Annotated in this window: 15 protein-coding genes; 9 read left to right on the top strand and 6 right to left on the bottom strand. The window is 71.3% G+C overall.

From position 1 onward, the window contains the following. The 3 genes from AC5020_RS04135 to AC5020_RS04125 all read right to left on the bottom strand — a co-directional run. Window positions 1-385, bottom strand: a 385-nt coding sequence (locus tag AC5020_RS04135; RefSeq protein WP_464987334.1) for a DUF4235 domain-containing protein, incomplete at its 3' end; no start/stop codon positions are given. 108 nt (window positions 386-493) lie between these two features. Then, entirely contained in the window at window positions 494-1,303 is an 810-nt protein-coding gene (locus AC5020_RS04130; RefSeq protein ID WP_464987333.1) for a DUF3618 domain-containing protein, read from the bottom strand. Window position 1,304: 1 nt separating this feature from the next. Then, the gene (locus tag AC5020_RS04125; protein WP_377019305.1) at window positions 1,305-1,700 is read right to left on the bottom strand and encodes a phage holin family protein; all 396 of its coding nucleotides are present in this window, start codon (window positions 1,698-1,700) and stop codon (window positions 1,305-1,307) included. 409 nt (window positions 1,701-2,109) lie between these two features. Here AC5020_RS04125 and AC5020_RS04120 point away from each other — a divergent pair, with 409 nt between their 5' ends. Beyond that, window positions 2,110-3,351, top strand: coding sequence for a YihY/virulence factor BrkB family protein (locus AC5020_RS04120; RefSeq protein ID WP_464987332.1), 1,242 nt, complete (start codon window positions 2,110-2,112; stop codon window positions 3,349-3,351). Window positions 3,352-3,553: 202 nt separating this feature from the next. On the opposite strand, the gene AC5020_RS04115 is transcribed toward AC5020_RS04120, so the two are convergent. Then, on the bottom strand, window positions 3,554-4,120 hold the full coding sequence (locus tag AC5020_RS04115; protein ID WP_464987331.1) for a YdeI/OmpD-associated family protein: 567 nt from the start codon (window positions 4,118-4,120) through the stop codon (window positions 3,554-3,556). A gap of 102 nt (window positions 4,121-4,222) precedes the next feature. Next, window positions 4,223-5,554 (bottom strand): hypothetical protein, encoded by a 1,332-nt coding sequence (locus tag AC5020_RS04110; RefSeq protein ID WP_464987330.1) that lies wholly within the window; start codon window positions 5,552-5,554, stop codon window positions 4,223-4,225. Between the two features lie 136 nt (window positions 5,555-5,690). Between AC5020_RS04110 and AC5020_RS04105 the strand changes: the two genes are divergently transcribed. The 7 genes from AC5020_RS04105 (at window position 5,691) to AC5020_RS04075 (ending at window position 19,956) form a co-directional block, all read left to right on the top strand. After that, window positions 5,691-6,770, top strand: a complete 1,080-nt coding sequence (locus tag AC5020_RS04105) for an AAA family ATPase (RefSeq protein ID WP_464987329.1) — start codon at window positions 5,691-5,693, stop codon at window positions 6,768-6,770. Then, complete coding sequence (locus tag AC5020_RS04100) at window positions 6,767-8,167, top strand: DUF58 domain-containing protein (protein ID WP_464987328.1); 1,401 nt, start codon at window positions 6,767-6,769, stop codon at window positions 8,165-8,167. The genes AC5020_RS04105 and AC5020_RS04100 overlap by 4 nt, the downstream gene beginning before the upstream one ends. After that, on the top strand, window positions 8,164-10,989 hold the full coding sequence (locus AC5020_RS04095) for a transglutaminase TgpA family protein (RefSeq protein WP_464987327.1): 2,826 nt from the start codon (window positions 8,164-8,166) through the stop codon (window positions 10,987-10,989). The genes AC5020_RS04100 and AC5020_RS04095 overlap by 4 nt, the downstream gene beginning before the upstream one ends. Window positions 10,990-11,455: 466 nt before the next feature. Continuing rightward, window positions 11,456-17,680, top strand: coding sequence for an Ig-like domain-containing protein (locus AC5020_RS04090; protein WP_464987326.1), 6,225 nt, complete (start codon window positions 11,456-11,458; stop codon window positions 17,678-17,680). A gap of 334 nt (window positions 17,681-18,014) precedes the next feature. Next, window positions 18,015-19,064 (top strand): formylglycine-generating enzyme family protein, encoded by a 1,050-nt coding sequence (locus tag AC5020_RS04085; protein ID WP_377019316.1) that lies wholly within the window; start codon window positions 18,015-18,017, stop codon window positions 19,062-19,064. After that, window positions 19,061-19,423: a YidH family protein gene (locus AC5020_RS04080; protein ID WP_377019317.1), complete on the top strand. Its 363-nt coding sequence runs from the start codon at window positions 19,061-19,063 to the stop codon at window positions 19,421-19,423. Before AC5020_RS04085 ends, AC5020_RS04080 begins: the two co-directional genes overlap by 4 nt. Continuing rightward, window positions 19,420-19,956 (top strand): DUF202 domain-containing protein, encoded by a 537-nt coding sequence (locus AC5020_RS04075; protein WP_464987325.1) that lies wholly within the window; start codon window positions 19,420-19,422, stop codon window positions 19,954-19,956. Before AC5020_RS04080 ends, AC5020_RS04075 begins: the two co-directional genes overlap by 4 nt. A gap of 323 nt (window positions 19,957-20,279) precedes the next feature. On the opposite strand, the gene AC5020_RS04070 is transcribed toward AC5020_RS04075, so the two are convergent. Then, window positions 20,280-21,731, bottom strand: coding sequence for an NAD(P)/FAD-dependent oxidoreductase (locus AC5020_RS04070; protein WP_377793207.1), 1,452 nt, complete (start codon window positions 21,729-21,731; stop codon window positions 20,280-20,282). A gap of 515 nt (window positions 21,732-22,246) precedes the next feature. On the opposite strand from AC5020_RS04070, the gene AC5020_RS04065 reads away from it, so the two are divergent. Further along, the gene (locus AC5020_RS04065) at window positions 22,247-24,850 is read left to right on the top strand and encodes a 5'-nucleotidase C-terminal domain-containing protein (protein WP_464987324.1); all 2,604 of its coding nucleotides are present in this window, start codon (window positions 22,247-22,249) and stop codon (window positions 24,848-24,850) included. The last annotated feature ends 59 nt before the right edge of the window (window positions 24,851-24,909 follow it).

The raw sequence follows: 24,909 nt of genomic DNA, 5'->3' as shown, positions 1-24,909 counted from the left end.
CTCTGCTCCACCGGGCCCCCCAAGGGCAGGGGGGACCCCGGCCCCCCCCGGGCGGGCAGCGCCGGGGGCCGCCCGCCCCCCCCCCCCCCCCCCCCCCGGGCCATTCGCCGACGAGGCGCTCGAACGTGCGCGCCCCGCCGCGGTCCACGGCCGCCTTGATCGCCGCGTAGATGGCGCCCTGCAGGGCCGAGGCCAGAAGCACCTCCCGCAGCGGGAAGTCGGACTCCAGCGCCTTGGGCGCCTGACCGGCCTCCTTCGGGGTGACGAGCTTCCAGACCTGCTTGAACAGCACGCCCGCGAGGGCGCCGCTGACGACACCGCTGAGCAGCCCGATGGGGCGGTAGAGGATCTTCGCGGACGTATGCGTCGACTTCTTGTGAGGCATGAACGTGCTCCTTCCGGACTGGCGGTGCTGGACGTGCGGGCGATGCCGGCGGCCGGGATCGACGGGCCCGGGCTTCCCGGCTCGAGTCGATCCCGGCGCGACCTCGGGTCAGCGCGCTGCGCGAAGTCCGCGGCTGGCGCCGGCCTTGTGCCTAAGGCGTGCCGGGACGGTGGCGCGGGCCTTGCTCTGCAGGCGCGCCGGAGCGGCGGTGCGAGCCTTGCGCTTCAGCCGCTGCGGGGACGCGGCGCGGGCCTTGGCCTCGGCGCGCGCTGCGCCGGCCACGCGCCCTGCCCGGGCGGCGCGGCCCATCCCGGTCGCGCCCACCCGACGCGCGGTGGGCGTGGATTTCGAGCGCTTCCCGCCCGAGGCGCGCACGATGATCGCGGCGACAGTTGCCAGGGTCACCGCACCGGCTGCGCCCAGAGCCGTCCAGCCGTTGCGGTTGGGACGACCCTCGGCGTCGGTGAGCGCCTCTCGCGCCTGGGCCACGGAGGACTGGGCCTTGGTCCGGGCAAGCTCGACCTGCTCGCGGGCGCGAGTCTGGAGCTCCTCGGCCTTCTGGCCCGCCTCGTTCTTGAGGTGCTCGGTCTGCGCCTTCGGGTCGAGCTTCTTGGACAGCGCCTCGACGGTCTCGCCCATCTCCTCGCGGGTGCGGGCGATGTCCGCCTCGAGCGCCTCGGGGGAGTCGTCCTCCGCCTTGACGGCGTCGGACTCGGCCTCGGCCCGTGAGCCGTCGCCGGCGGCCCGGCGGCCGTTCCCGGAGCCCGGGTCGGTGGCGGGCCCGGGGTTGGGGTCGGTCTGCGAGGCCGGGCGCGTGTTGGGGGTGTGCTCTGCTTGATTGCCCGCAGCGGCGGTACCGGGCTGGTCGGGCTTGTTGGGCTGGTCGTGTCGGTCCTCGGGGGGCAGGGCTGTGGTCATGTCAGATCCTCTGCTTGATCTCGTCGGCATCCTGACGAACCGTGGAGACGGTCCGCTCGGGCGTGGGGGACAGGTCCTCGGCCTTCTTCTTGCCCATCAGGGCGGCGATGCCGGCCGCGATGAAGACCACGACGGTCACGATCAGCGCTGCGGCCCAGGCGGGCAGGAACAGCGCCAGGACCAGCACCAGCGTGGCTAGGAGCATGCCGAACCCGAACCAGGCGAGCACGGCGCCGGCGCCCACCAGACCTGCGGCGGTCCCGCCCTGCTTGGCCTTCTCGGTGTACTCGGCCTGAGCGAGCTTGAGCTCATCGCGGACCAGGCGCGAGGTCTGCTCGGAGAGCCGATCGACCAGATCGGCGACGGATGGTTCTCTCGATGGATCGGGGACTGTCACCGGATACTCCCTTCGGATCCTCAGCTGCGGATATCCCTGTATGGGTCTCTGCGGCCGGCCCGCATGACCAGCCGGTTCGCGCGGGCCCCAGCGGTGGGACGAGCCATCAGCCACAGCGGACGCTGTGTGATGGGCCAAAGCCTTCGGCAGGCGTCGCCGCCCGTCAAGAAGTCGCGTCGGCCCGCACCACCGAGCCAGCTAGTGACCTGCACGTTCGGTGGCGGACCGGACGGACGGCGGGGTCGACCGCATGGTCGCGATCCGGCCGGGCCGACGTGATGGCCGCTGACGTGCGTCGGAACTCTCCGGACCGCGCCGAGCGGGCGCCGGGGCGTTCTCTGCCCGCCGCCGGCATGGTTCGATCGCCGCACGAAGCGCGAGAGGTGTCATGCGGCGAAAGGAATCGGCGATGTCATCGAAGAGCACAGACCCCGCGAGCACTGAGCCGTCGAGGAGCACGGGCCCCACGGCGGGCACCGAGACGTCCGCGGGCAGTCACCCCGCTGATGCCCCGCACCCTGAGGACGCGCGGAAGCCGGACAGCCCGGCCGATGTCACGGCCCCCTCCTGGCGGTACGTCCTGCGCACCACGATGCGCGAGTACTCCGCCGACGGCTGCAGCGATCTCGCCGCCGGCCTGACCTACCGCACCGTGCTGTCGATCTTCCCGGCCCTGATCGCCCTGGTCTCCCTCCTGAGCCTGGTGGGCCAGAGCGAATCCACCGTCACCGCCGTGCTCGACCAGGCCCAGGGCATCGTCCCGCCGGACATGTGGCAGTCGGTGCGGCCCGCGCTGGAATCGATCCTCACCGCGCCGGCCGCCGGGATCGGCCTGATCATCGGTCTGCTGACCGCGCTGTGGTCCGCCTCGAGCTACACCAAGGCCTTCGCCCGCGCGATGAACACCATCCACGACGTGCCCGAGGGGCGCGGGGCGATCAAGCTGAACCTGCAGATGTACCTGCTGACGGCGCTGTTCCTGCTGCTGGGCGCGGTGGGGCTGCTGATCGTCGTGCTCTCCGGGCCTGTGGCCGAGGCCGTGGGCAGCGCCATCGGGCTGGGCAGCGTGGCGATCACCGTGTGGTCGATCGCGAAGTGGGTGGTGCTGGCGGCCGTCGTCGTGTTCACGATCGCGCTGCTGTACTACGCGACCCCGAACGTGCAGCAGCCGAAGTTCCGCTGGGTCAGCATGGGCGCACTGCTGGCCATCATCGTCGCGGTCCTGGCCAGCGTCGGCTTCTTCCTCTACGTCTCGAACTTCGGCAACTACAACGCCACCTACGGGGCGCTGGCCGGCGTGATCGTGCTGCTGCTGTGGATCTACATCATCAACGCGATCCTGCTGTTCGGCGCCGAGGTCGACAGCGAGATCGAGCGGGGCCGCGAACTCCAGGCCGGCATCCCCGCCGAGGAGGAGCTGCAGCTGCCCGCCCGCGACACCAAGGCCAGCGACAAGCGGGCGCGGAAGTACGCCGAGGACGTCGAGCGCGGCCGGAACCTGCGCAAAAGCGCCGGCCGCAGCCAGGAGAACCCGTCCGGTGGCCGCAGCCAGGAGAACCCGTCCGGTGGCCGCAGCCAGGAGAACCCGTCCGGCAGGCGCGGCCGGGAGGGCTCCTCCGGTCGGCGGAAGCGGGAGCGGGGCCGCTCCTAGCTGTCCCCTCGAAATTGGAGCCAGCATACGCACCGATAGCTCTACATAGCGCCTACGTGTGCACATGCTGGCTCCAATCCGGGTCCGCTGGATCCTGGCAGGCTTCGCAACACCCGGCTGGCCCGATGTCGCCGGTTGGCCCCATGTAGCTGGGTCGGCCTGTCGTCACTCGGCTTGCCCCGGGTCACTGGCCGGCCCCACGTCACTCGATCTCGAGCAGCTTGCCGCTCTTGGAGAGTTCCGGGTCGGTGCAGGAGGCCAGGTCGAAGCAGCACGGGCGGCGCTTGCCGGAGCGGAGCTTGTCGATGGAGACGTCCACCCGCCGGGCACGCGTGTCGGGGTTCTTGGTGGCGCCTACCCAGCGCACCCACTCCCAGCGGGCCATGGGCGTGATACTCGCCCAGGTCTGCTCGAGGTCCTCCGCCTCGGACAGTGCCGCGCCGAGATCCTCGGGGATCTCTGGTTCGGGCCAGGTGGCCGACGGAGTCAGGGTGAAGGCCACGGTGTCGCCGTCGTGCAGGCCGGCGGACTGCCGCAGGTCCGTGTCGATGGAGAGCCAGTGGCCTTTGCGTCCGTCCGGCTCGATCACGGTCTCCACCGCGACGCCGTTCACCTCGCCGGTGACCGCGACCTGGCCGCGGGAGGGGAACTGCGCGCTGGCCTCGTCCGGCAGCGGGAGGATCAGGCGCTCGCCGATGGCGCGCACACGCGCGTGGCCCTGGATAGTCGGTGCCTTGGAGCTGGATCGTGACGTGGGACGTGAAGCCATGGCAGTTCTCCTTACCCCGGCGCCGGTGCTGGAACAGGACGTGCGGGCTGGAGGGGAGCACCGGACGCGTGCTTCCAGAATAGAGCCCCGCCCGAGGTGCCCTTACTCCTCGCGCTGGCGCCGGCTGGCCCACAGGGCGGCAGCTCCGCCACCGAGCGCGAGGGTCGTCAGTGCCGCTGCTCGGCCCGGCTCGGTGCCGGTCTCGGCGAGTTCGTCGCTGCGACCGTCCGAGGTGCCGCCATCGGAGCTGTCCCCGGTGGCCGCGCCGTCGTCGGCCGCGCCGTCGTCGTTCGTATCGGAACCGGTCGAGCCGCCACCGCTGAGCAGTTCGCCGATCAACAGAGCCTGGGCAGCGGCCTGCCGGGCCGAGGAATTCCGAGCCTGATCGGGCTGGAAATCGTCCGTGGCAGGCTCGGGCGAGGCGGGGCGCTCCTCGGGCCGGGCGGGTCGGTCGTCGCTCCCGTTCGGTGCGGGATCCTCGCCGTCCTCCCTGCCCTCGTCATTCCCGGGGGCGGGGTCGGCCGGGGGAGTGGTCGTCGAGATGTCGCCATCCTCGGCCGGCTCGTCGGGTCCGGTGCCGTCGTTGGGCGCATCAGGGTTCTGCCCGTCGTCGGCCCCGTCGTTCCCGTCAGCCCCGTCGGCCCCATCAGTTCCGTCGTTGCCGGCCGGATCATCGGGAGCGTCATCGCCGTCGGCGCCGGATCCGGCTCCGTCATCGCCGTCCGTCGCATCATCCCCGTCGGCCCCGTCCGACCCATTGCCCTGGTCGGGCGCGGTGCCGTCGGCATCATCCGGGCTCGTCGGGTCCAGGCTGGTCGGTTCAGGGTCCTCGGTGGGCTCCGGCTCCGGTTCGGGGTCCGAAGTCGGTGAGGCGGACGGGTCCTCCGGCGGCTCCGTCGAATCGTCGGGCGGTTCAGCCGGATCGGCAGGCGGTTCCGTCGGCTCCGGCTCCGGCTCCTCTGTCGGTTCCGTCGGCTCCGTCGGCTCCGGCTCCTGCGTCGGCTCGGGCTCCGGTGCCGGCTCTTCTGCGTCCGCCCCGGTCACGGTGAACTGGCCGGTGACCTGGTCTCCACCCGCCTCGACGACGAACGAGTAGTCGCCCGGCACCTCGGGGCCGTACGTGGACGAGAGGGTGCCGTCGCGATCGGAGGTGACCGGGATGGTCTGCGGGCCGGTCCCGGAGGGGCCCGCGATCTTGATCGTGCCCGGGGAGTTCGTCGGGAAGCACTCACCGGTCATCGTCACCGTCTCGCCGGGCGCGAGCTCGGAGGGAGAGGCCGAGACCCGTGCGCTGCTGCACACGTCCCCGGCCATCGGTGCCGTCTCGGCGACGCCCGGCGCGATGAATACAGCTGTCGGAGCCAGCGAGCACGCTGCAGCCAGCAGCAGCCCGGCTCCGATCCTGGCGGCGGCCGGGCGGCGGCGGGTGGTCACAGGGAGAACTCCTCGAAAGACACGGGGGACCGTCATACTCTATGGGGAGGTCCCCCCGTTGTCCCCCGCATGGAGTTCATCCTCGGGCAAACACTTCGTGAACGACCTCTTCGGTGTCGACCTGAAGGAGCCCGCCATGACGCAGGACGAAGGACCAGTCGTCGCTCTCGACGGAGGCCCGAGCCCCGACCGCCTCGAGCGTGCCCACGAGGGCGCCGTCGGCACCGCCCCGGCTCCGGCGCTGCCCCCGCTCACCGACTCCGAGGCCCAGGACATCGCCGCCGAGGCCGATGCCGTGGTCACCGAGGTCGCCACCATCGTCGAGGGCAAGAGCGAGGTGGCCCGCATCGCCGTACTGGTGCTGCTGGCCGGCGGGCACCTGCTGATCGAGGACATCCCCGGCGTCGGCAAGACCATGCTCGCCAAATCCCTCGCGGCCGCCCTCGGCGCCGAGCGCCACCGCATCCAGTTCACCCCGGACCTGCTGCCGGGAGACGTCACCGGCGCCAGCATCTTCAACCAGGCCACCGGGGAGTTCGAGTTCCGCCGCGGCGCCGTGTTCACCCAGATCCTGCTGGCCGACGAGATCAACCGCGCCTCCCCGAAGACGCAGTCGGCCCTGCTCGAGGCCATGGAGGAGCGCCAGGTCAGCGTCGACGGCACCACCTACGAGCTGGATGAGCCGTTCATGGTGGTCGCCACCGCCAACCCCGTCGAGATGGAGGGCACCTACCGCCTGCCCGAGGCGCAGCGGGACCGCTTCCTCGCCCAGACCACGATGGGCTACCCCATCCAGGCCGCCGAGACGCGCATGCTCGCCGCCCAGACCGGCCCCGTCCCCGAGGGCGACCGCGAGACCCTCGACGCCGTGCAGCGGCGCACCACCCCGGAACGCATCGCGGCGCACGTACGCGACGTGCGCCGCGTCCATGCCTCCCCGCTGATCCTGGACTACGTGGTCCGCCTGGCCGACGCCACCCGCTCCCACCCGCAGGTCACTCTCGGGGCGTCCCCGCGCGCGGCGGTGCACCTGGTGCGCGCGGCCAAGGCCCACGCCGCCCTCGCCGGTCGCACCTTCGTCGACCCCGAGGACATCCGCTCCGTGTTCATGCCCGTGTGGCGCCACCGCATGCACCTGACCCCGCAGGCCCTCTCGCGGGGCGCGAGCGCGGGCGATCTGCTCGACCAGGTGCTGCGCAGCACCCCCCAGTCGTGACTCCGCGCCCGGGGACGGTCCTGCGGCCCACCGCTCGCGGCATCGTCGTGATCGTGCTGGCCGTGGCCTGCTGGGTGCTGGCGGACCTGACCCGGGTGATGCCCGCCCGCTATCTCGCCGCGGCCCTGCTGCTGGCTCTGCTGATCGGCGCCGCCGGCATCCTGATCTCCCGCATCGGGCTGGATGCGCGGCGCCAGGTGGTCGACGACGCCGTGCCCGTCGGCTCCGTGGCCCGCGTGCAGCTGGACCTCGTCGGCCGGCCCCCGCTGACCGTGCTCCCGCTGGGCCGCGGCGCCGTGCGCGAGCACCTGCCCGCGGCCCTCGGCGGTCAGGGCGACCTCACGCTGGCCCGGCACATGCCCCACGTGCTGCGAGTCAGCCACCGCGGCCCCCACGAGCTGGGGCCGATCAGCATCATCGTGCGCGACGTGTTCGGGCTGTTCCATCTGCGCCGCACCCTCGAGGACGGCCAGCGCATCACCGGACTGCCGGTCGTCGCCGAGCTCACCTCCGCCGCCGCCCGCGCCACCGGCATCACCCGCGAGGGCACCCTCGGCGCCGCCATGGCCCCCGGTGTGGGGGAGATCGGGCCCATCGCCCGGCCCTACGCCACCGGGGACGACATCCGCCGCATCCACTGGCGGGCCAGCGCCCGCACCGGCCAGCTGATGACCCGCGAGGACGAGCCCGCCGAAGGCCACAGCGCCGTGGTCGTGCTGGACACCACCCGGCGCGGCGAGCCCGATCCGGAGGTGGAGGACCGCCTGGTCTCCCACGCCGCGACCGTGCTGGAGTCCCTGGGCCAGAACGGCTGGGAGGTGCGCGTGCTGGAGGCCTCCGGGGACGAGATCACCCGCACCGGCACCCGCCGCGGCCTCTCCGGCACCTCGCCTCTGGGCAGCGAGGCCGACGCGCTCGAGCAGCGCTCCTCACTGATGGCACTGGCCGAACTCGACTTCGACGACGACTGCACCGGCATCGGCCAGGACCACGCCGCCGGGCACACCGCCCTGGCCATCGCCCTCGGGCCCGACGACGGCGAACCGTTCGCCGGCCTCGAACTGGACCGCTTCGCCGGTCGCGCCGCGAACCGCACCGCCATCGCCCTGCGGGCCCTGCGCGAGGACGACGAGGACTCCGGCCGGCGCCGGCCCGCCCGCCGGATCGGCCCCGGCGCGGAGGCCGACGAGATGGGGCACGACGGCGTGGGGGCCGACGGGATACGGGCCGATGGGACCGCGGCCGACGGTGTGGGGGCGGACGGCCCACTCGGCGATCCCGCCGTCGGCCCCGCGCCCACCCGGTCCCGGCTCGGGGCATGGACTCTGGTGCGCGGCACGACGGCCGACAGCCTGACCGACCTGCTCACCGCGGCCGAGGCGGAGGAGACACCATGAGTGCCCTGATCGGACGCCCGGCCCTGCGCGGCCGGCACCTCGTCAGCCGCTCGCTGCTGCTGCTGGTGGCGATCCTGCTGGCCTCGGCGCCCATGTCCATGCTGCTGGCGGGGTCCTCCTGGCTGATGCTGACGGCCGCGGCGGCGACCCCGGTTATCCTCGGCGGGATCGCGCTGCGCCAGGTGCTTCGGCACCAGGCGCTCGTGCCCCTCGGGCAGGTCATGGTGGTCGCGCTGCTGGTGCTCGTGATCGAGCTGTACCAGGGCGTGGTCCGGCTCGAGGACGGCCCCATCAGCATGATCACCGACCAGGCTGCGATCTTCCCGGCCGCCGTCAGCGAACTGGCCTCCGGCATGGCGCCGCTGAGCCTCGGCGCCCGCGCGACCGTCATCGTGATCCTGATGATGGCCCTGGTCACGCTGGTGCTGGACCTCGTCTTCGTGGACCTGGGGTGGCATACGCCCGTCGGCATCGCCCTGCTGTGCTTCCTGCTGGTCCCGGCCCTGCAGCAGCCCTCCGGCGGCCAGTGGTGGACGGTCGCCGCGCCCGTGCTCGCCGGTCTGATGATCCTGGCGACCCGCACCGTCCACGCCGACCCCTCCTATCTGGAGGGCGACCGCCGGCCGCAGGCAGGCCCGCTGGCCCGCCCCGGTCGCCATGCCGCCGTCACCGCGGTGTGCCTGGTGCTGGTGGCGGGGCTGGCCGCCCCGCTCGGCGCCGCGCTCCCGCAGGTCGCCTCGCCCCGCGTCGCCCTGAACATGGACGTGATCAACCGCTGGCAGAACCGCGACATCCCCCAGCTGGGCCCGGTGATGATCGATGACGACGTCTCGGTGCGCCGTTCCCTGCTGCAGCAGGAGGACGTCGAGGTCGCCCACTACACGACCACCGATCCTGAGCCCTCTTACCTGCGCCTGCGTACGCTGAACACCTACGACGGGGAGACCTACCGCAGTGACTCCGACAGCGAGCAGCCGGCTCTGAGCACCGCCGCGTTCTCCGACGCCCGCGACGACGGCGCACCCGTCTTCGGCGGCGACGACCTGGTCGAGACGCAGGTGGAGATCGGCAGCCTCGCCGGGGACCGGCTGCCCGTGCCCGACAACATCCGCGACATCTCCACCGCCGACCCGGCCGTGCTGGAGCAGCTCTCGCTGCGGCCCTCCAACGGGGAGATCGCCGTGGCCGGGAGACGCGCGGGGCTGACGGGCCTGCAGTACACGGTGACCTCCGAGGAGAGCAGCGCCAGCCCCGACCAGCTGCGCACCGTGGCCCCCGCCGTGTTCGAGACCCCCTTCGACGAGGGCTACACCTCCCGCGACGAGGTGCCGCCGATCGCCGCCGACCTCGCCGAGGAGATCGCCACCGATGCGGAGGCGGACAACGCCTTCGACACCGCCGTCGCCTACCAGGACTACTTCCGCTCCTCCTTCGCCTACTCCCTGACGGTCAGCACCCCGCCCGGGGAGGACCCGCTGGAGTCGTTCCTCTCCGACCGCATCGGCTACTGCGAGCAGTTCGCCGCCGCCTTCGCCCTGATGATGACCTCGCAGGGCTACCCCACGCGGGTGGCGATCGGCTTCACCGCCGGGGAGCAGGACGGTGACGAATGGTCCGTGAACTCCCAGAACGCGCATGCCTGGCCCGAGGTGTGGTTCGGGCCCCGGTACGGCTGGGTGCGGTTCGAGCCGACGCCGGCCGCCGCCAACAACGGGGTGCGCCCGCCCGGCGTCACCGATGAGACCCAGGGAGCCGACGAGGCCGAGGAGCCGGCGCAGGAGGAGACGGAGCCCAGCCCGGAGGCGGCCGAGGAGAGCCCCACCACCGAGGAGACCTCCTCAGAGGACCCGGAGGACTCCACGGAAGCGGCGGCATCCGACGGCGGCGGGCTGGGCAGCAACCCCGAGACCGTCAATCGCGTCGAGAGCGGGCTGGTGCTCGGCCTCTCGATCGGTGCCCTGGTCGCCGCGGCGGGCGCGGCAGCCGTGGTGCTGATCCGGCGGCACCGCATGCGACTGCGTGAGGACCGGTGGAACAGCCTTCTGCTCGGTGAGGGTGAGGGTGACGGTGGCGATGGGCCCGGTGGCTCCGGCGGTCCCGGTGGCTCTGGTGGCTCCGGCGGGCCCGGTGGGCCTGGTGGTGCCGGTGGGTCCGGCGGGCCTGGTGGTGCCAGTGGGTCCGCAGGTCCTGGCGGGGCCGGTGACGGGATGGCTGCGGCGGTGCTGGCCGGCACTGCCTCCCCGACGGCCGTCGAGCGAGTGCGGCGCCGAGCGGGGGAGCTGGCCTGGTCCGAGCTGACCCGGGAACTGGCCGTCCGCAGCCTGGCGATCCGGTGGCTGGGCTGGACCGGCGCCTGGGGCGTCCCCCCGCAGACGCTCTCCCTGGACCAGACGCTGCCCCCGGCCCGCGCGCTGGACGACCTACTGGACCAGGCAGGCCAGGGCGACACCGAGGTCACCGACGAGCACCGCGCCGCCGCGGCCCGCATCGCCTCGGCCTACACCGCCGCCCGCTACGCCGCGCCCCTGCCCGAGGGGGAGACGCCGCAGGCAGTCGCGTCCCCGTCGCAGGTCGGGGAGGGCCCGCCGTACGCCGGCACGGATGCCCAGAGCGATCCGCGTCCCGACAACGTTCCCGCGGGAACGCATGGCGAGCGTGCCGGAGACGTTCCCGCGGGAACGCGTGGTGAGCGTGCCGGGGACGTTCCCGCGGGAGCGCGCGGTGAGCGTGCTGGGGACGTTCCCGCGGGAACGCGCGGTGCCCAGCACCCGCTGCGCCGGGACGCCGACACCGTCGTGGAACTGGTCCGCAACTCGCGCTGACCCCTTGGCCCGCACCCGTGGTGCCCCAGGCGCCCCGTGATGCATCCCTGTCGTGGGTGCCGGCCGATCCCGCGTGCCGCCGGCGCGCCCCACGTGCCGCCGGCGGATCCCGTGTGCCGCTGGCGCACCACACGTAACGCCAGATCCGTGAAGCTGTTGGTAAGACGCTCCGATTCCAACGGGGTCACGGATCTGTCGGCGCCCTGCCCGGCCCAGCCTCGCGCGCTCCGCCCTGCCCGGCCTCGCGCGCTCCGCCCTGCCCGGCCTCGCGCGCTCCGCCCTGCCCGGCCTCGCGCGCCCCGCCCTGAGACGCCGTCCACCGTGCGTGCGACCCGTCGCGTGCCGTGCCGAGGATAGGTACTCTGGGGCCGTCGTGCGCGCGGCAGGGCCGTCCTCGGGGGTGGATCCGGAGCTACGGAATGGGTCGGCGCGCTTTGCGAACGTCGTCTCGAAGGGGTCCCACCACATGTCCGTCACCGCTGGAGTGAAGCGGCGTCGCCGGCGCACCACCGTCGCCTCGAGCGCTGTCCTCTCGGTGATCGCCCTGGTCGTGACCGGGTTCGCGCTGAACTACCCGGGTCTGACGTCCTCGGACATCGAGAGCTCCAACGGCGGCGTCTGGGTGATGAACCAGCAGGACGGGCTGATGGGCCGGATGAACGTCGATGCCGGTGAGCTCGATGCACGCCTGGCGACCACGGGCGACGATCTCGACATCATCCAGTCCGGGACCACGGTGTTCGAGACCGGTTCGAACGGGATGACCCCCATCAACACCGCCTCGGTCCAGCGCGGCGGGTTGGTCGACCTGCCGCCCGAGACTGATGTGAAGCTCGGTGGGGACCGGGTGGTGATCGCCACCCCCGACGGGCGCGTCTGGATCCTCTCGCCCGAGGAAGCCGCGGCGTTCACCCCCAGCGGAGTCGACCCCAACTACACCGCGGAGGACGGCGCGCCGCTGGTGACGGTCTCCAGCGAGGGCACCGTGTTCCTCCTGGACGGCGACCAGCTGCTGACGTTCCCCCACTCCCAGGACACGCGCAAGACGAAGCCCGGGAAGCCGAACGTGGCCAGCAACGTCTCCAGTGACCCCGAGATGCTGGAACTGACAGCCGTCGGCGAGAAGCCCGTGATCCTGGACAAGGAGAACGGAATCCTGCGCGTCGGCACCGAGTTCAGGACGGTCGATCTCACCGATCAGGGTGTCTCCAGCCTCGAGTCGGCGCGCCTGCAGAAGCCCAGCCCCACCTCGAAGAACTTCGCGCTCGCGACCGAGGACAGCCTGTTCGTGATTCCCTTCAGCGGCGGCGATCCCCAGGAGATCTCTGCCGAGGGGACCGGCGAGCCGGTGGTCCCTGCCCAGGCGAAGGGCTGCGTGTACGGGGCATGGAGCAAGTCGATGCGCTACGTGCGCGCGTGCGAGGGCCAGGAGCCCGTGGCCGAACCGGTCCCGGAGGCGGATACCGCGGGGGACCTGACGCTGCGCGTGAACAACGACCTGGTGGTCCTCAACGACCAGGAGTTCGGCTTGTCCTGGAAGATCACGGACAAGATGCAGATCGTCGATGACTGGGTGATCAACCAGGACATCAAGACGAACACGTCCGAGGAGAAGGAGAAGGAAACCCTCACCACCACGATCACGAACATCGCGGCCGAGCGCGACGAGGAGAACCGCCCGCCCACGGCGAACGACGACGAGTTCGGCGTCAGACCCGGCCAGAGCGTGGTGCTGCCGGTGACGAGGAACGACACCGACCCCGACGGGGACATCCTCACCGTCTCGCTGCAGGGGGAGCAGCCCTCGATCGGCACGGTCACCCCCATCCGCGGCGGGACGCAGATGCAGATCGAGGTCGCCGATGACGCCAGCGGCAGCGCCTCGTTCACCTACATCGCCGACGACGGCCGCGGGCAGAGCGATACCGCCACCGTGACCCTCGACGTGCACCCGGAGGGGGAGAACTCTGCCCCGGCGCCGGCCGAGGATGCCGTGACCAAGGTGAAGGTCCGCTCGGGCGAGGAGGTCAGCGTCAACATCAAGCCCTACTGGGAGGATCCCGAGGGTGACGCGTTCTATCTCGCCAACGCCACCACGCAGCCCGAGGACATCGTCACCTTCCGGCCCGACGGCCAGCTGACGTTCAACGACGCGGGCCTGGAGACGGGCACGAAGCAGGTCCAGGTCACCTTCCGCGACGAGTTCGGTGAGACCGCCGAGGGCACCGTCGAGGTCGAGGCGGTCAGCGAGAACGACATCCCGCCCGTGACCACCGCCGACCACGCGAGCGTCGTCGCCGGTCAGGACACCACCATCGAACCGCTGGCCAACGACCTCAACCCCAACGGCGGAGACCTCGAGCTGACCAACGTGTCCGAGACGGAGGGACTCGAGGTGGAGCCGGCACTGGATGCGGGCACGGTCTCGGTCTCCGGCGAGAGCCCGGGGACGTACTACCTCGAATACACGGTCGCCGCCGCCGGCTCCAGCACGGCCACCCAGGGTCTGATCCGCGTCGACGTCATCGAGCCGGCCTCGGAGGAGCTCGCGCCGGTGGCGGTCGATGACATGGGAACCGTGACCACGGGGTCGGACACCTTGATCGACCCGCTGGAGAACGACGTCGACCCCACCGGGGGCGTCCTGGTGGTGAACTCCGTCTCCGTGCCCGAGAACAGTGGGCTCAAAGCGACCATCGTGTCTCATCACCTGGTCCGGGTCGAGGCCGAGCCGGGGGCCGAGGTCTCCGACGAACCGGTCGCGCTGACCTACGAGGTCGCCAACTCCGCCGGCACCACGACCGGCACCATCCGCACGATGGTGGCCAGCACCGACACCCAGTTCGCCAACCCTTCGGCGGTGCCCGACGAGGCCGTCGTCCGCGCCGGGGACATGGTCAACATCGACGTCGTCGGCAACGACGTCTCGCCGACGGATCTCGACCTGCACCTCGGCCAGATCCTCGACGACTCCGACGCCGAGACGAAGGGGCACGTCGAGACGCACGAGGACCAGCTGCGCTTCACGGCCGACGACGACGCCAGCGGCGAGGCGGTGGTGACCTATGAGGTGGTCGACGAGAGCGGTCGCACCGGCTCCGCCCGCGCCACCATCACGATCGTGCCCCGCGATGCGCCCAACACGCCGCCGGAACCGGACAACCTCACCGCCCGCACGGTGGCGGGCACGCCGGTGCGGATCCCGGTGCCGACCACGGGCATCGATGCCGACGGGGACTCGGTGATGCTCACGGGCATCACCAGTCCCACCCCGCAGCTCGGCGAGGTCACCGAGGCCAACGGCCAATGGATCGAATACGTGCCGCACGAGGACGCCGCGGGCACCGACCGATTCAGCTATCAGGTCATGGACCGGCACGGCGCGATCGGCACGGCGGACGTGCAGGTCGGCGTGGCGCCGCCGAACGAGATGAACCTCGAGCCGTACGCGGTCGACGACACCGTCGAGGTGAAACCGGACCGCGAGGTCCAGATCCCGGTGCTGGAGAACGACACGGACCCCGAGGGGGCGCCGCTCAGCGTCGTCCGCGAGGACGTCGAGGCGATGACGGACATCGAGGTCGCCGATCTGGACCAGGAGAAGAACGACGGCGTGGTCACCGTGACCAGCCCGTCGGAGCCGGGAACCCACACCGTGCTCTACAGCGCCTCGGACGGGCAGCTGAAGAGCTCGGCGACGATCACCATCAAGGTCGATCCCAATGCGCCCGAGCGCGCGCCGATCGCGCGGGACGACTTCGTCTCCGCCGAGGAGGTGCTCGATCCCGAGGCCGAGTACGTCGACGTGGACGTGCTGGCCAACGATTCGGATCCCGACGGCAGCACCAGTGATCTGAAGGTCTCGCTGGACGAGGCTCCCGAGGGCACGCAGCTGCGCGACGACGGGATCGTGCGGGTGACCCCGCAGGAGGAGCAGCAGCGACTGCGCTACATCATCGAGGACGTCGACGGCCTGACCTCGGCCGGGTACGTCTGGGTGCCCGGCACCTCGAAGCAGGCCCCCGTGTGGGTGGGCGAGCCGATCCAGGTCCAGGGCGGGGCCGAGGCGACGGTGGACCTCTCCGATTCCGAGAACGTGCGGGTGCGGCCGGGCGCGGAGCCGGCGACGATCACCGATCCCAGCCTCGTCACCGCTGCCCACAGCGACGGCTCCGAACTCGTCCAGGACGAATCCACGCTGGCCTACCGCCCGGCGGAAGGCTTCTCGGGCAAGGACACCATCTCGGTGGAGGTCACCGACGGCGAGGTGGGCGACTCCACCGCGGCGACCGCGACCCTCGCGATCCCCGTGGAGGTCGCGCCGGAGGACTCCAACCTGCCGCCGACCCTGCAGGGCGCTGTGCTGGAGGTCGAGCAGGGCGGGCCGCAGGCGAGCGTCGACCTGGCCGCCTCCGCCGAGGATCCCGAGGGCGACGAGCTCACCTTCTCCCTCGGCGAGGTCCCGGCCACGGACGGCGTGAGCGTCGGCCTGGAGGGTTCGACCGTGACCGCGAAGGCCGGGGCGGAGGTGCCCAAGGGAACGATCGTGGACGTGCCGGTCTCGGTCACCGACGGGCACAGCGACCCGGTCCCGGCCAAGGTCCAGCTGACCGTGGGCGGCTCGAACCGGCCACTGTTGGCCGCCGTACTGGACAAGGACCAGATCGACGCCGGGCAGACCAAGTCCATCGACGTGCTCGCCAACGACTCCAACCCGTTCCCCGGCGGCAAGCGCGAGGTCGTCAGCCCCACCATCACCAGCGGTGAGGGAGAGGTCGGCCTGGACGGGAACAAGGTCACGATCACCCCGGATGCCGGCTTCCACGGGATCCTGACTGCGCAGTACGGCGTCAAGGACGACACCGGCGACCCGGACCGGCAGGTCACCGGCGAGATCCGGGTGACCGTGCGTGCCGCGCCCGAGCCGCCGTCGGCCCCGCGGATCGGCGAGGTGGGCGACGGATTCGTCGAGCTGAACTTCAAGGCCGGCGCCGACAACGGTGCCCCGATCACCGGCTACGAGGTCTCCACGGCCACCGGGCCGTCCGTGACGCAGGAGTGCGCCTCGACCTCGTGCACCATCTCCGGGCTGCAGAACGACGTGGAGTACACCTTCCAGGTCGTCGCGAACAACGAGGTGGGCCCGTCCAAGGCCTCGGTGGCCTCGGCCACGGCACGGCCGGATGTACGCCCCGAGAAGCCGGAGACGCCCTCGGCCCAGCGCGGCGACCAGCAGTTGACCGTGGGCTGGAGTGCGCCGGTCAATCATGGCTCCGCCATCCAGAAGTACGACCTGCAGATGCAGGACACCGCCACCGGAGAGCTCCACACCCGCGAGGTGGAGTCGGGTTCGACCGAGCTCGCCTGGGAGGGGCTGACCAATGGGACCGACTACCGGTTCCGGGTGCGGGCCCACAACCTCGCCGACCAGCCGTCGGACTGGTCGGGCTGGTCACGGGCGGAGCACCCGGCAGGCAAGCCCGCCGCCCCCAGCGGCACCGCGACCGCTGAACGCGTCAGCACTGCGCTCGGCGGCAGCGTCAAGGTGACCTGGCCGAAGATGACCACGGCCGAGGCCAACGGCGAGCCGATCACCGAGTACATCGTCAAGGCCTCCTCCGGCGCGGAGCAGACGGTCGATGCGAGCACGAGGTCGGCCACCTTCAGGAACCTCGACCGGAACAAGGAGCACACCTTCACCTACATCGGTGTGAACTCCGTGGGCCGCGGCACCGGTGCGTCCTCGCCGTCGGAGGCCGTCGTCCCCTGGGCGGTGCCCGAGGCTCCGACCGGGGTCAAGGCCTCCCTGCCCAGCGAGGGCAAGGGCGACGGGCCCAACGGGCGAGCGCACGTGGAATGGAATGCCGCCAAGAGCAACGGCACCGAGATCAAGGACTACGTGATCACCTGGTCCGGCGGCGGCCGGAAGGTGGTCGACAAGTCGGCGACCTCCGCGGACATCGGCAACCTGGACAACGGCACGACCTACAGATTCCAGGTCCAGGCCCGGAACCGCTTCACCGAGAGCGACCGTTCCGGTGAGTCGAACTCAGTGAAGCCCTACACCAAACCGGCGAAGCCGCAGGTGTCGATCTCGACGAAGAGCTGCACGAACAGCAAGACGTGCCCGGTCTCCGTCACGGCGGAAGCACCCGGCGGCGATGGCGGCGGGGGCGGCAAGACGCTCGAGGTGTGGGTCGACGGATCCAAGAAATCCGTGAACGGCAACTCCTATTCGACGACCATCACGGCGAAATCCGGTTCGAGCCACAGCATTGAAGCGCGCGTGGTGAACGGCAAGGGTCTCTCCAGCGACAAGGTCTCGCAGAGCAAGAAGGCCCAGACCTATACTCCGCCGGATCCGGCCATGGACGGTGGCGTGACGTGGGGGGAGAAAGTCCCTGCCGGCACCAAGGGGTGCGACAGTGGGAACTGCCGGTACTTCCGCTTCTCGCTGAAGAACCTTGAGCCCGGCGCGACGTACAAGGTGACGCTGTCCAACGAGGGCGAGACGAACTACAAGTGCTTCGATCTGAAAGCCGGCAGCAATGGCCGGGCCACGACGGCGGCGAGGTCGAACTTCTACGGGTATGTGCGCGGTGGGGAGCCGGACTGGCCCCTGACGATCAAGGTCGGCCGCAAATGCGGGAACACCAAGGTCGTGGCCGACGGCATCTACATGCCGAGCTGAGGGCCGAGAGGCCTTGCCCGCGTCGGCCACGGGGGCTCGCCATGGGAGACGGTCGCAGCGGCTCGCCGTCGCCCGCTGGTGCGGTGGCCCGCCGTGGCCTGCCGATGCCGCGGCGGGTCTCTTGGCACGGGAGCGGTCGTCGACTACTGGCGATATAGCGGGAACCGATCCTCATAGAGCAACGGCACCCGCTCCTGATAACGGCACCCGCTCCTGATCCAGTACCCGACGACGAGGCACTCGCGCGAAGATCGCTAGGCTGGTGCGGCGGTGCGCCCGGGAGAGCGACGGTAGTCCCGGAAGAACGGCGGTCCGAGCAGGAGAGGAGTCGAGGATGTCCCATCCGGCAGGGAACACGGGGTGCGGCTGCGGCTGCGGTACACCCTCGCGCGATCAGTTCGTCGAACTCGGCTCGACCCGTACCGGGCAGACCGCCACGGGTGACGGCGCACAGCCTCGGCACGGCATCGAGCAGGTCCGCGTGCCCGCGGGGACGTTCACCATGGGCGACTCCTCGGGCGACCGTAATCGGGCCGACGGGGAGACCCCGCGCCACCAGGTCGCCCTCAGCGCCTTCGAGATCGACGCCACCAGCGTGACCAATGCCGACTTCGCCCGCTTCGTCGAGGCGACCGGCTACCGCACCGAGGCCGAGACCTTCGGGTTCTCCGCCGTGTTCCACCTCGCCGTCGCTGCGAAGGACGAGGAGATCATGGGCCCGGCCCAGGGCACCCCGTGGTGGCGCGGCGTCCAGGGCGCCGACTGGCGCCACCCCGGCGGCTCCCGGTCCGGCATCGACGGGCTCGAGGACCATCCCGTCGTCCACGTGAGCTGGAATGACGCCGTGGCGTACTGCGAATGGGCCAGCCGCCGCCTGCCCACCGAGGCCGAATGGGAGTACGCCTCCCGCGGCGGCCTGGAGGGCGCGAAGTACCCGTGGGGTGACGCGGAGGTCGACGAGGGCGGCTGGCGCGCCAACATCTGGCAGGGCGACTTCCCGCGCGTGAACACCCGCGAGGACGGCTTCCTCACCACCGCGCCCGTGCGCACCTTCGAGCCCAACGGCTACGGGTTGTGGCAGACCGTGGGCAACGTGTGGGAGTGGTGCCAGGACTGGTACCACCCGACCACCTACCGCCGCGGGACGACCGCGGAGCACCGCACCACCGCCCACGACCCCGTCGGCCCCGAGGACGGCCAGGCCCGGGTGATGCGCGGCGGCAGCTACCTCTGCCACATCTCGTACTGCAATCGGTACCGCAACTCGGCCCGTTCCCAGAACACCCCGGACTCGTCCATGGGCAACGGCGGATTCCGCACCGTCGCCCTGGTCGACAGGGACGGCCCCGACTCCTCGGCGACCCCCCGAAAGGCCGACGCATGAACGCTCCCCGCCGTTTCCCCGCCTCCGTCTACCGCGACGGCGAGGAGCCCGATCCGCGGTTCAGCCTCGCCAACGAGCGCACCTTCCTCGCCTGGCTGCGCACGGCGCTGGCCCTGTATGCCGGGGCGTTCGCCCTGGAGGCTCTCGCTCTGCCCCATGCCGTGGGCTGGCGCGTCTCCGCCGCCTCGGTGTTCCTCGTCCTCGGCACCATCGCGTCCCTGCAGGCCTGGCTCGGGTGGCGCGCCACCGAGAAGTCGCTGCGCCACGGGAGCCCGCTTCCCGGCCTGGCGGTGGGCGCCGTGCTGGTGGTGGGCATCATCATCGCCGCGGCACTGGTGTTCATCGGGTTGGTGGCGTGAGCGACGAGAACGAGCACGAGCACGAGCACGACGGACCCGTCGGCCCCGCGGGGGACGACGACCGCGAAGCCACCGGATCCGCGGGCCGCGGGGACCGGGACGAGGCCGACGCCTCCGGTGATCCGGACGGCGTCGACGGCGAGAGCGTCCACCCCGATCCCGCGGAGGCCGACGGTGAGGTGGCCCAGCCCGGTCAGGACGTCGCGTCGATCTACGACCCGGGGCTGCAGCCCGAGCGCACCCTGCTCTCGTGGCGGCGCACCTGTCTCGCGTTCGGGGTCGCGAGCCTGGTCGGGATGCGGTTCACCGTCGAGCAGCTGGGCATGTTCGGCGTGGTCGCCGGGCTGGTGGGCGCCGGCCTCGCGGTGCTCGCCTACGTGCTGACCGCCTCCGGCTACCAGCGGGCGCAGGACTCGCTGCTGGGACTGGGGCAGCTGGCCCGCGACGGCAAGCCGATGCTCGTGGGCACCGCGGCCGTGCTGTGCATCGGTCTGGTCTGTGCCTCGTACCTGGTCGTCAACCTCATCCGCTGAACGGACGCGGCCCCGACCGCCTCCCTCGTTGCGACGCCCAAAGCCGTCGGCCCGTGGAACCAGGACGCCGTCGGCCCATGGAACCAGATGGCCACGGCGGACGGCGGACGGCGGACGGCGGACGGCGGACGGCCCGGCACGGCGCGGCGCGGAGCGACACGCGCACCCATTCCACCTTTACGTCTCAGCGCTGCGATGTTTCGGGGGAATGGGCGGCACCGTACGGCGTGGCGCCCGCCTCACGACGTTCCCGCGGGAACGCTCCTGAGCCGACGCGCCGTTCCTGCTGGTCTCAGCGTCAGTCCTTGACACTGGTCTCCCCGTCAGTCCTTGACCGGGTCGGCGACGTCGCGTGCGCCGTGCTCGCCCTCCGACGCGGCGGCGATCCGGTCGGACTCGGAGGCGCCCTGGGCATCGCGGCCGAACTTGCGGTGCTTGGCCTGCTCCTCGAAGATCCGGGCCGCGCGCACCGAATCGACCTCGCCGACGACGGGGTTGGGCTGGTGGGTCGCGCGGGTGCCGCCGTACAGCGTCAGCAGGTTCATCGCCACCGCGCGCCGGTTGCGGTGGCCGATCATCTTGGCCACGTGCACGCCCAGCCACGCCGCCCAGCCGACGGATCCCGTCAGGCCCGGCATGTGCGGGATCTCCGCGATCGCGGCGTGACGGCCGATGGTGGCCATGGTGCCCAGATCGGTGTACTCAAACTTCTTGCGCGGCTTGCCGGCGACCTCCGCGGCGATCGCGGCGGCCGCGGCCTCGCCCATCTGCACGGCGGGCTGGGCGAGCTGGGGGAGCGGATCGTCCTGGGCGGCGATGTCGCCGGCCGCGTAGACCCCCGGCAGGCCCTTGACCTGCAGGTAGTCGTCGACCTGGATGCGGCCGCGCTTGTCCTGCGGCAGCCCCCACTCCGAGACGATCTCCGGCACGGTGACGCCCGCGGCCCAGATGGTGATGTCCGATTCGAGGATGGTGTCGTCGTCGAGGACCACGTGGTCATAGCCCACCGACTGCACGCCCTTGCCCAGCTGCAGTGTGACCCCGCGCTCGCGCAGCTCCTCGGCCGCGTACTCGCGGAACTCGGGACGGAACTCCTTGATCAGGTCCTCACCGCGGTTCAGCACGGTGATCTGCAGCGTGCCCGGGTCCATCTCGGGGTAGAGAATGTCCAGCTCCTGCATGCGGAAGTCCGCCAGCGCGCCGGCGATCTCCACGCCCGTCGGCCCGCCGCCGACCACGCACACGTGCAGCCGGTCCACGCCGGCCTCCGCCTCGCGGCTCGAGCGCTCCAGCTCCGAGAAGACCCGGTCGCGGATCGCTATCGCCTGCGAGCGGGTGTACATCGGCATGGCGTGCTCTTCGGCACCCGGGGTCCCGAAGAACGTGGTCGTGGCGCCGTTGGCGACGATCAGGTAGTCGTACTCGAGCTCATGGGTGCCCTGCTGGCCCTCGTCGATGGTGACGGTCCTGTGCTCGGGATCCACGCCCGTGACATGGCCCTGGCGGTAGCGCATGTTGGGCACCTTCAGCGAGAGCCCGCGCAGGAACATGGTCACGTCGCCCGGGTTCAGGCCGGCGGTGGCCACCTGGTACAGCAGCGGCTGGAAGGTCTTGTACACGTTCCGGTCGATCAGGGTGACGCGCACGCGGGCGTCCCGCAGCGCCCTGACGGCGTGTGCCCCGGCGAATCCACCACCCAGGATGATCACGTGCGGCCAGCTGTGGCCATCCTTCGCGGGAACGGTGGGACGACGGCTGAGGAACGGCATGACCATGGTCAGGACTCCTAGGGCGACGAGGACGGCCACCCGGCCACCGCTCGTGCGAGCCGGGAACCGCGCCTGCATCTGGAACGGGGAGAGGCAGAGGAGCGGGCGGGCTGCGGGCGGGCCGGCGTGCGACTCGGGAGGCGAGCCCGAGGTCATGCCGGGCCCGGAGCCTGAGAAGGGTTCGCAGGGACCGGCTCGTCCGAAGTCCCCACCGATGCTACCCACTCCGGCGGCGTGCCGTCACCGCAGGCCGGGACAGTCGGTCGGGCACCACACGGGAAAACGGTCGCCGGCGGCGAGGCGGCGCATTCGGGGCCGGTCCGCTGCGCGCGGCACTGTCAAGCGGCGGCAAAGCTGACATTACGGTCCCATCACAGCGCACAGCCGGATCGGGACGGTAGATGAACATCGGATGACATGTCGCGGCCCGGACGGGGAACGGATGGGCGTGTCTCGGCTCCGGTGCGGTGAGATGGACCGCAGCGTTCCGCGTTCTTCCACTTCTCCTTCAGGAGCCATTCATGTTCGATTCCTCCGCACGCCGCATCGCGCGCGGCGCGTCCGTGGGCCTGGGCACCGTCGCGATCGCGTTCGCGTCGGCCGTGGTGCCCCTCGGCGCCGCAGCCGCCGATCCCGGCGACCAGGTCGACCTGCTCACCTTCAACGACTTCCACGGCGCCCTCCCGGCCGGGGACGCCTTCGCCTGCACCGTCGCCAACACCCGCGCGGCCAGCGAGAGCGGCAACACGGCGCTGCTGTCCGCCGGGGACAACGTCGGCGGCTCGGCCTTCGAATCGGCCGTGCAGAACGACGAGCCCACGATCGACTTCCTCAACGCGCTCGGCGTCGACGCGGCGGCGATCGGCAACCACGAGTACGACCAGGGCTACGAGGACCTCACCGGCCGCATCGCCCCGCGCACCGACTTCCCCGACCTCGCCGCGAACGTCTACCAGTCCGACGGCACCCTCCTGCACGACGCCTGGGCCGTGGTCGAGGCCGGTGACGTGAAGGTCGCCGTGATCGGCGCGGTCACCACCAAGACGACCGGCAAGGTCAGCCCCGCCGCCATCGAGGGTCTCGAGTTCCGCGACCCGGTCGACTCCGTCAACGACGCCGTCGCCGACCTCGAGGCATCCGGCGAGGACTACGACGTCGTCGTCGCCTCGTACCACGAGGGCGCCAGCGGCAACGGCGAGGCCGGCCAGGCCCCGGAGAACAGCGACCCGATCTTCGACAAGATCGTCGAGGAGACCTCCCCCGAGGTCGACGCCATCTTCAACGGCGACTCCCACCAGACCTACGCCTACACCGCCCCGGTGCCCGGCCAGGACGGCGAGATGCGTCCCGTCATCCAGGCCGGAGCCAGCGGTGAGTTCCTGGGCTCGACGAGCCTGCAGCTGGGCGAGGACGGCGACTGGGACGTCACCGGGGAGCCCGAGCTGATCGCCACCGAGGCCGCCGATCTCGAGGCCTGCGCCGACGATCCCGCCTACCAGGCCGCCTCCACGGTCGCCGCCGACGCCATCGAGGACGCCGCCGAGGTCGGCGCCGAGCCCGTCGGCACCATCGAGGACGACATCACCACCTCGTGGGCCGGGGACAAGGCCGAGTACGTCGACGGCGTCCGCAAGCCCAGCGATCCGGTCACCGACCAGGCCACCACCAAGGGCGACAACCGCTCCCGCCACTCGGCCGCCGGCAACATGCTGGCCGACTCCATGAAGTGGTACCTCGAGGAGCGCGGCACCACGGAGGAGCACGAGGTCATCGGCTGGATGAACCCCGGCGGCATCCGCGCCGAGCTGTTCCACGAGGCGGCCGGGAACGAGGGCGACGGCGTGGTCACCTACGCCGAGGCCAACAACATGGTCCCCTTCGGCAACACCCTGAACTCCGGTGAGGTCACCGGTGCGCAGTTCGTGCAGATGCTCGAGGAGCAGTGGCAGCGCAACGCCGGCGGCGAGCCCACCAGCGAGTTCTACGCCTTCAGCGTCTCGAACAACGTCGAGTACGTCTTCGACGCCGAGCGGGAGATGGACGACCGCATCGTCGCGGTGCGGATCAACGGTGAGCCCATCGACCCCGAGGCGACCTACACGATCGTCACCGCGAGCTTCCTGTTCGAGGGCGGCGACAACATGCACACCCTGGCTCAGGCGCAGAACGTCAGCGACACCGGCGTGCTGGACCGCGAGGCCTTCGTCGAGTACCTCGGAGCCCACGAGAACCTCGAGCCCGACTACTCGCAGCGACAGGTCGAGGCCCACATCCTCGAGGGCGAGCAGCCCACCCTGCGCCTGCGCGGCCTGGAGTCCGAGAGCCTCGGCGCCCCGCAGATCACGACGGTCTCCGTCGACGCCGGCGAGCTCGGCACGTTCGAGGCTCCGTACGAGCTGGATTCGGACAGCGGCCGCTACACCGCCGAGGTCGCCCTGGGCGAGGACTTCTGCGTGCCCGAGGGCGAGTCGGTGCCGCTGACCGTCACCGCCCAGCCCGACACCGGCACCGCGGTCACCTACGAGGTCACCGCCGTCGGCGGCGAGGACTGCGGAACCCTCGAGTTCAGCGACGTGCCCCCGTCGAACATGTTCTACGACGAGATCATGTGGATGGCGAACGAGGGCTACTCCACCGGATGGGACGACGGCACCTTCCGCCCGCTGGAGCCCGTCAACCGCGACGCGATGGCGGCGTTCCTGTACCGCATGGCCGGTGAGCCGGAGGTGAACCACCCGCGCAGCGAGCCGTTCACCGACGTCGAGAAGGGCGACGAGCACTACGACGCGATCATGTGGGCCTACCAGCAGGGCATCACCACCGGCTGGTCGGATCGCACCTTCCGCCCGACCCAGCCGATCGCCCGCGACGCGATGGCCGCGTTCGTCTACCGCTACGCGGGCTCGCCCGACGTGGAGGCCCCGACCTCGCCCGTCTTCAGCGACGTGCCGGCCAGCACCATGTACGCCAAGGAGATCGCGTGGATGGAGTCCGAAGGCATCACGACGGGCTGGCCGGACGGCACCTACCGCCCGCTGAACCCGACCAACCGTGACGCCACCGCCGCGTTCCTGTACCGCATGAACACGGAGCAGGGCATCACCTACCTGTCCGAAGCGGACTGACCCCGCACGGCGGGTCGGGGAGTGATCCGCTCCCCGGCCCGCCGCTGTGTGCGGGTCGA

This window comes from Brachybacterium sp. SYSU DS0246, from assembly GCF_059391765.1.
This window is presented reverse-complemented; position numbering and strand designations above follow the sequence as displayed.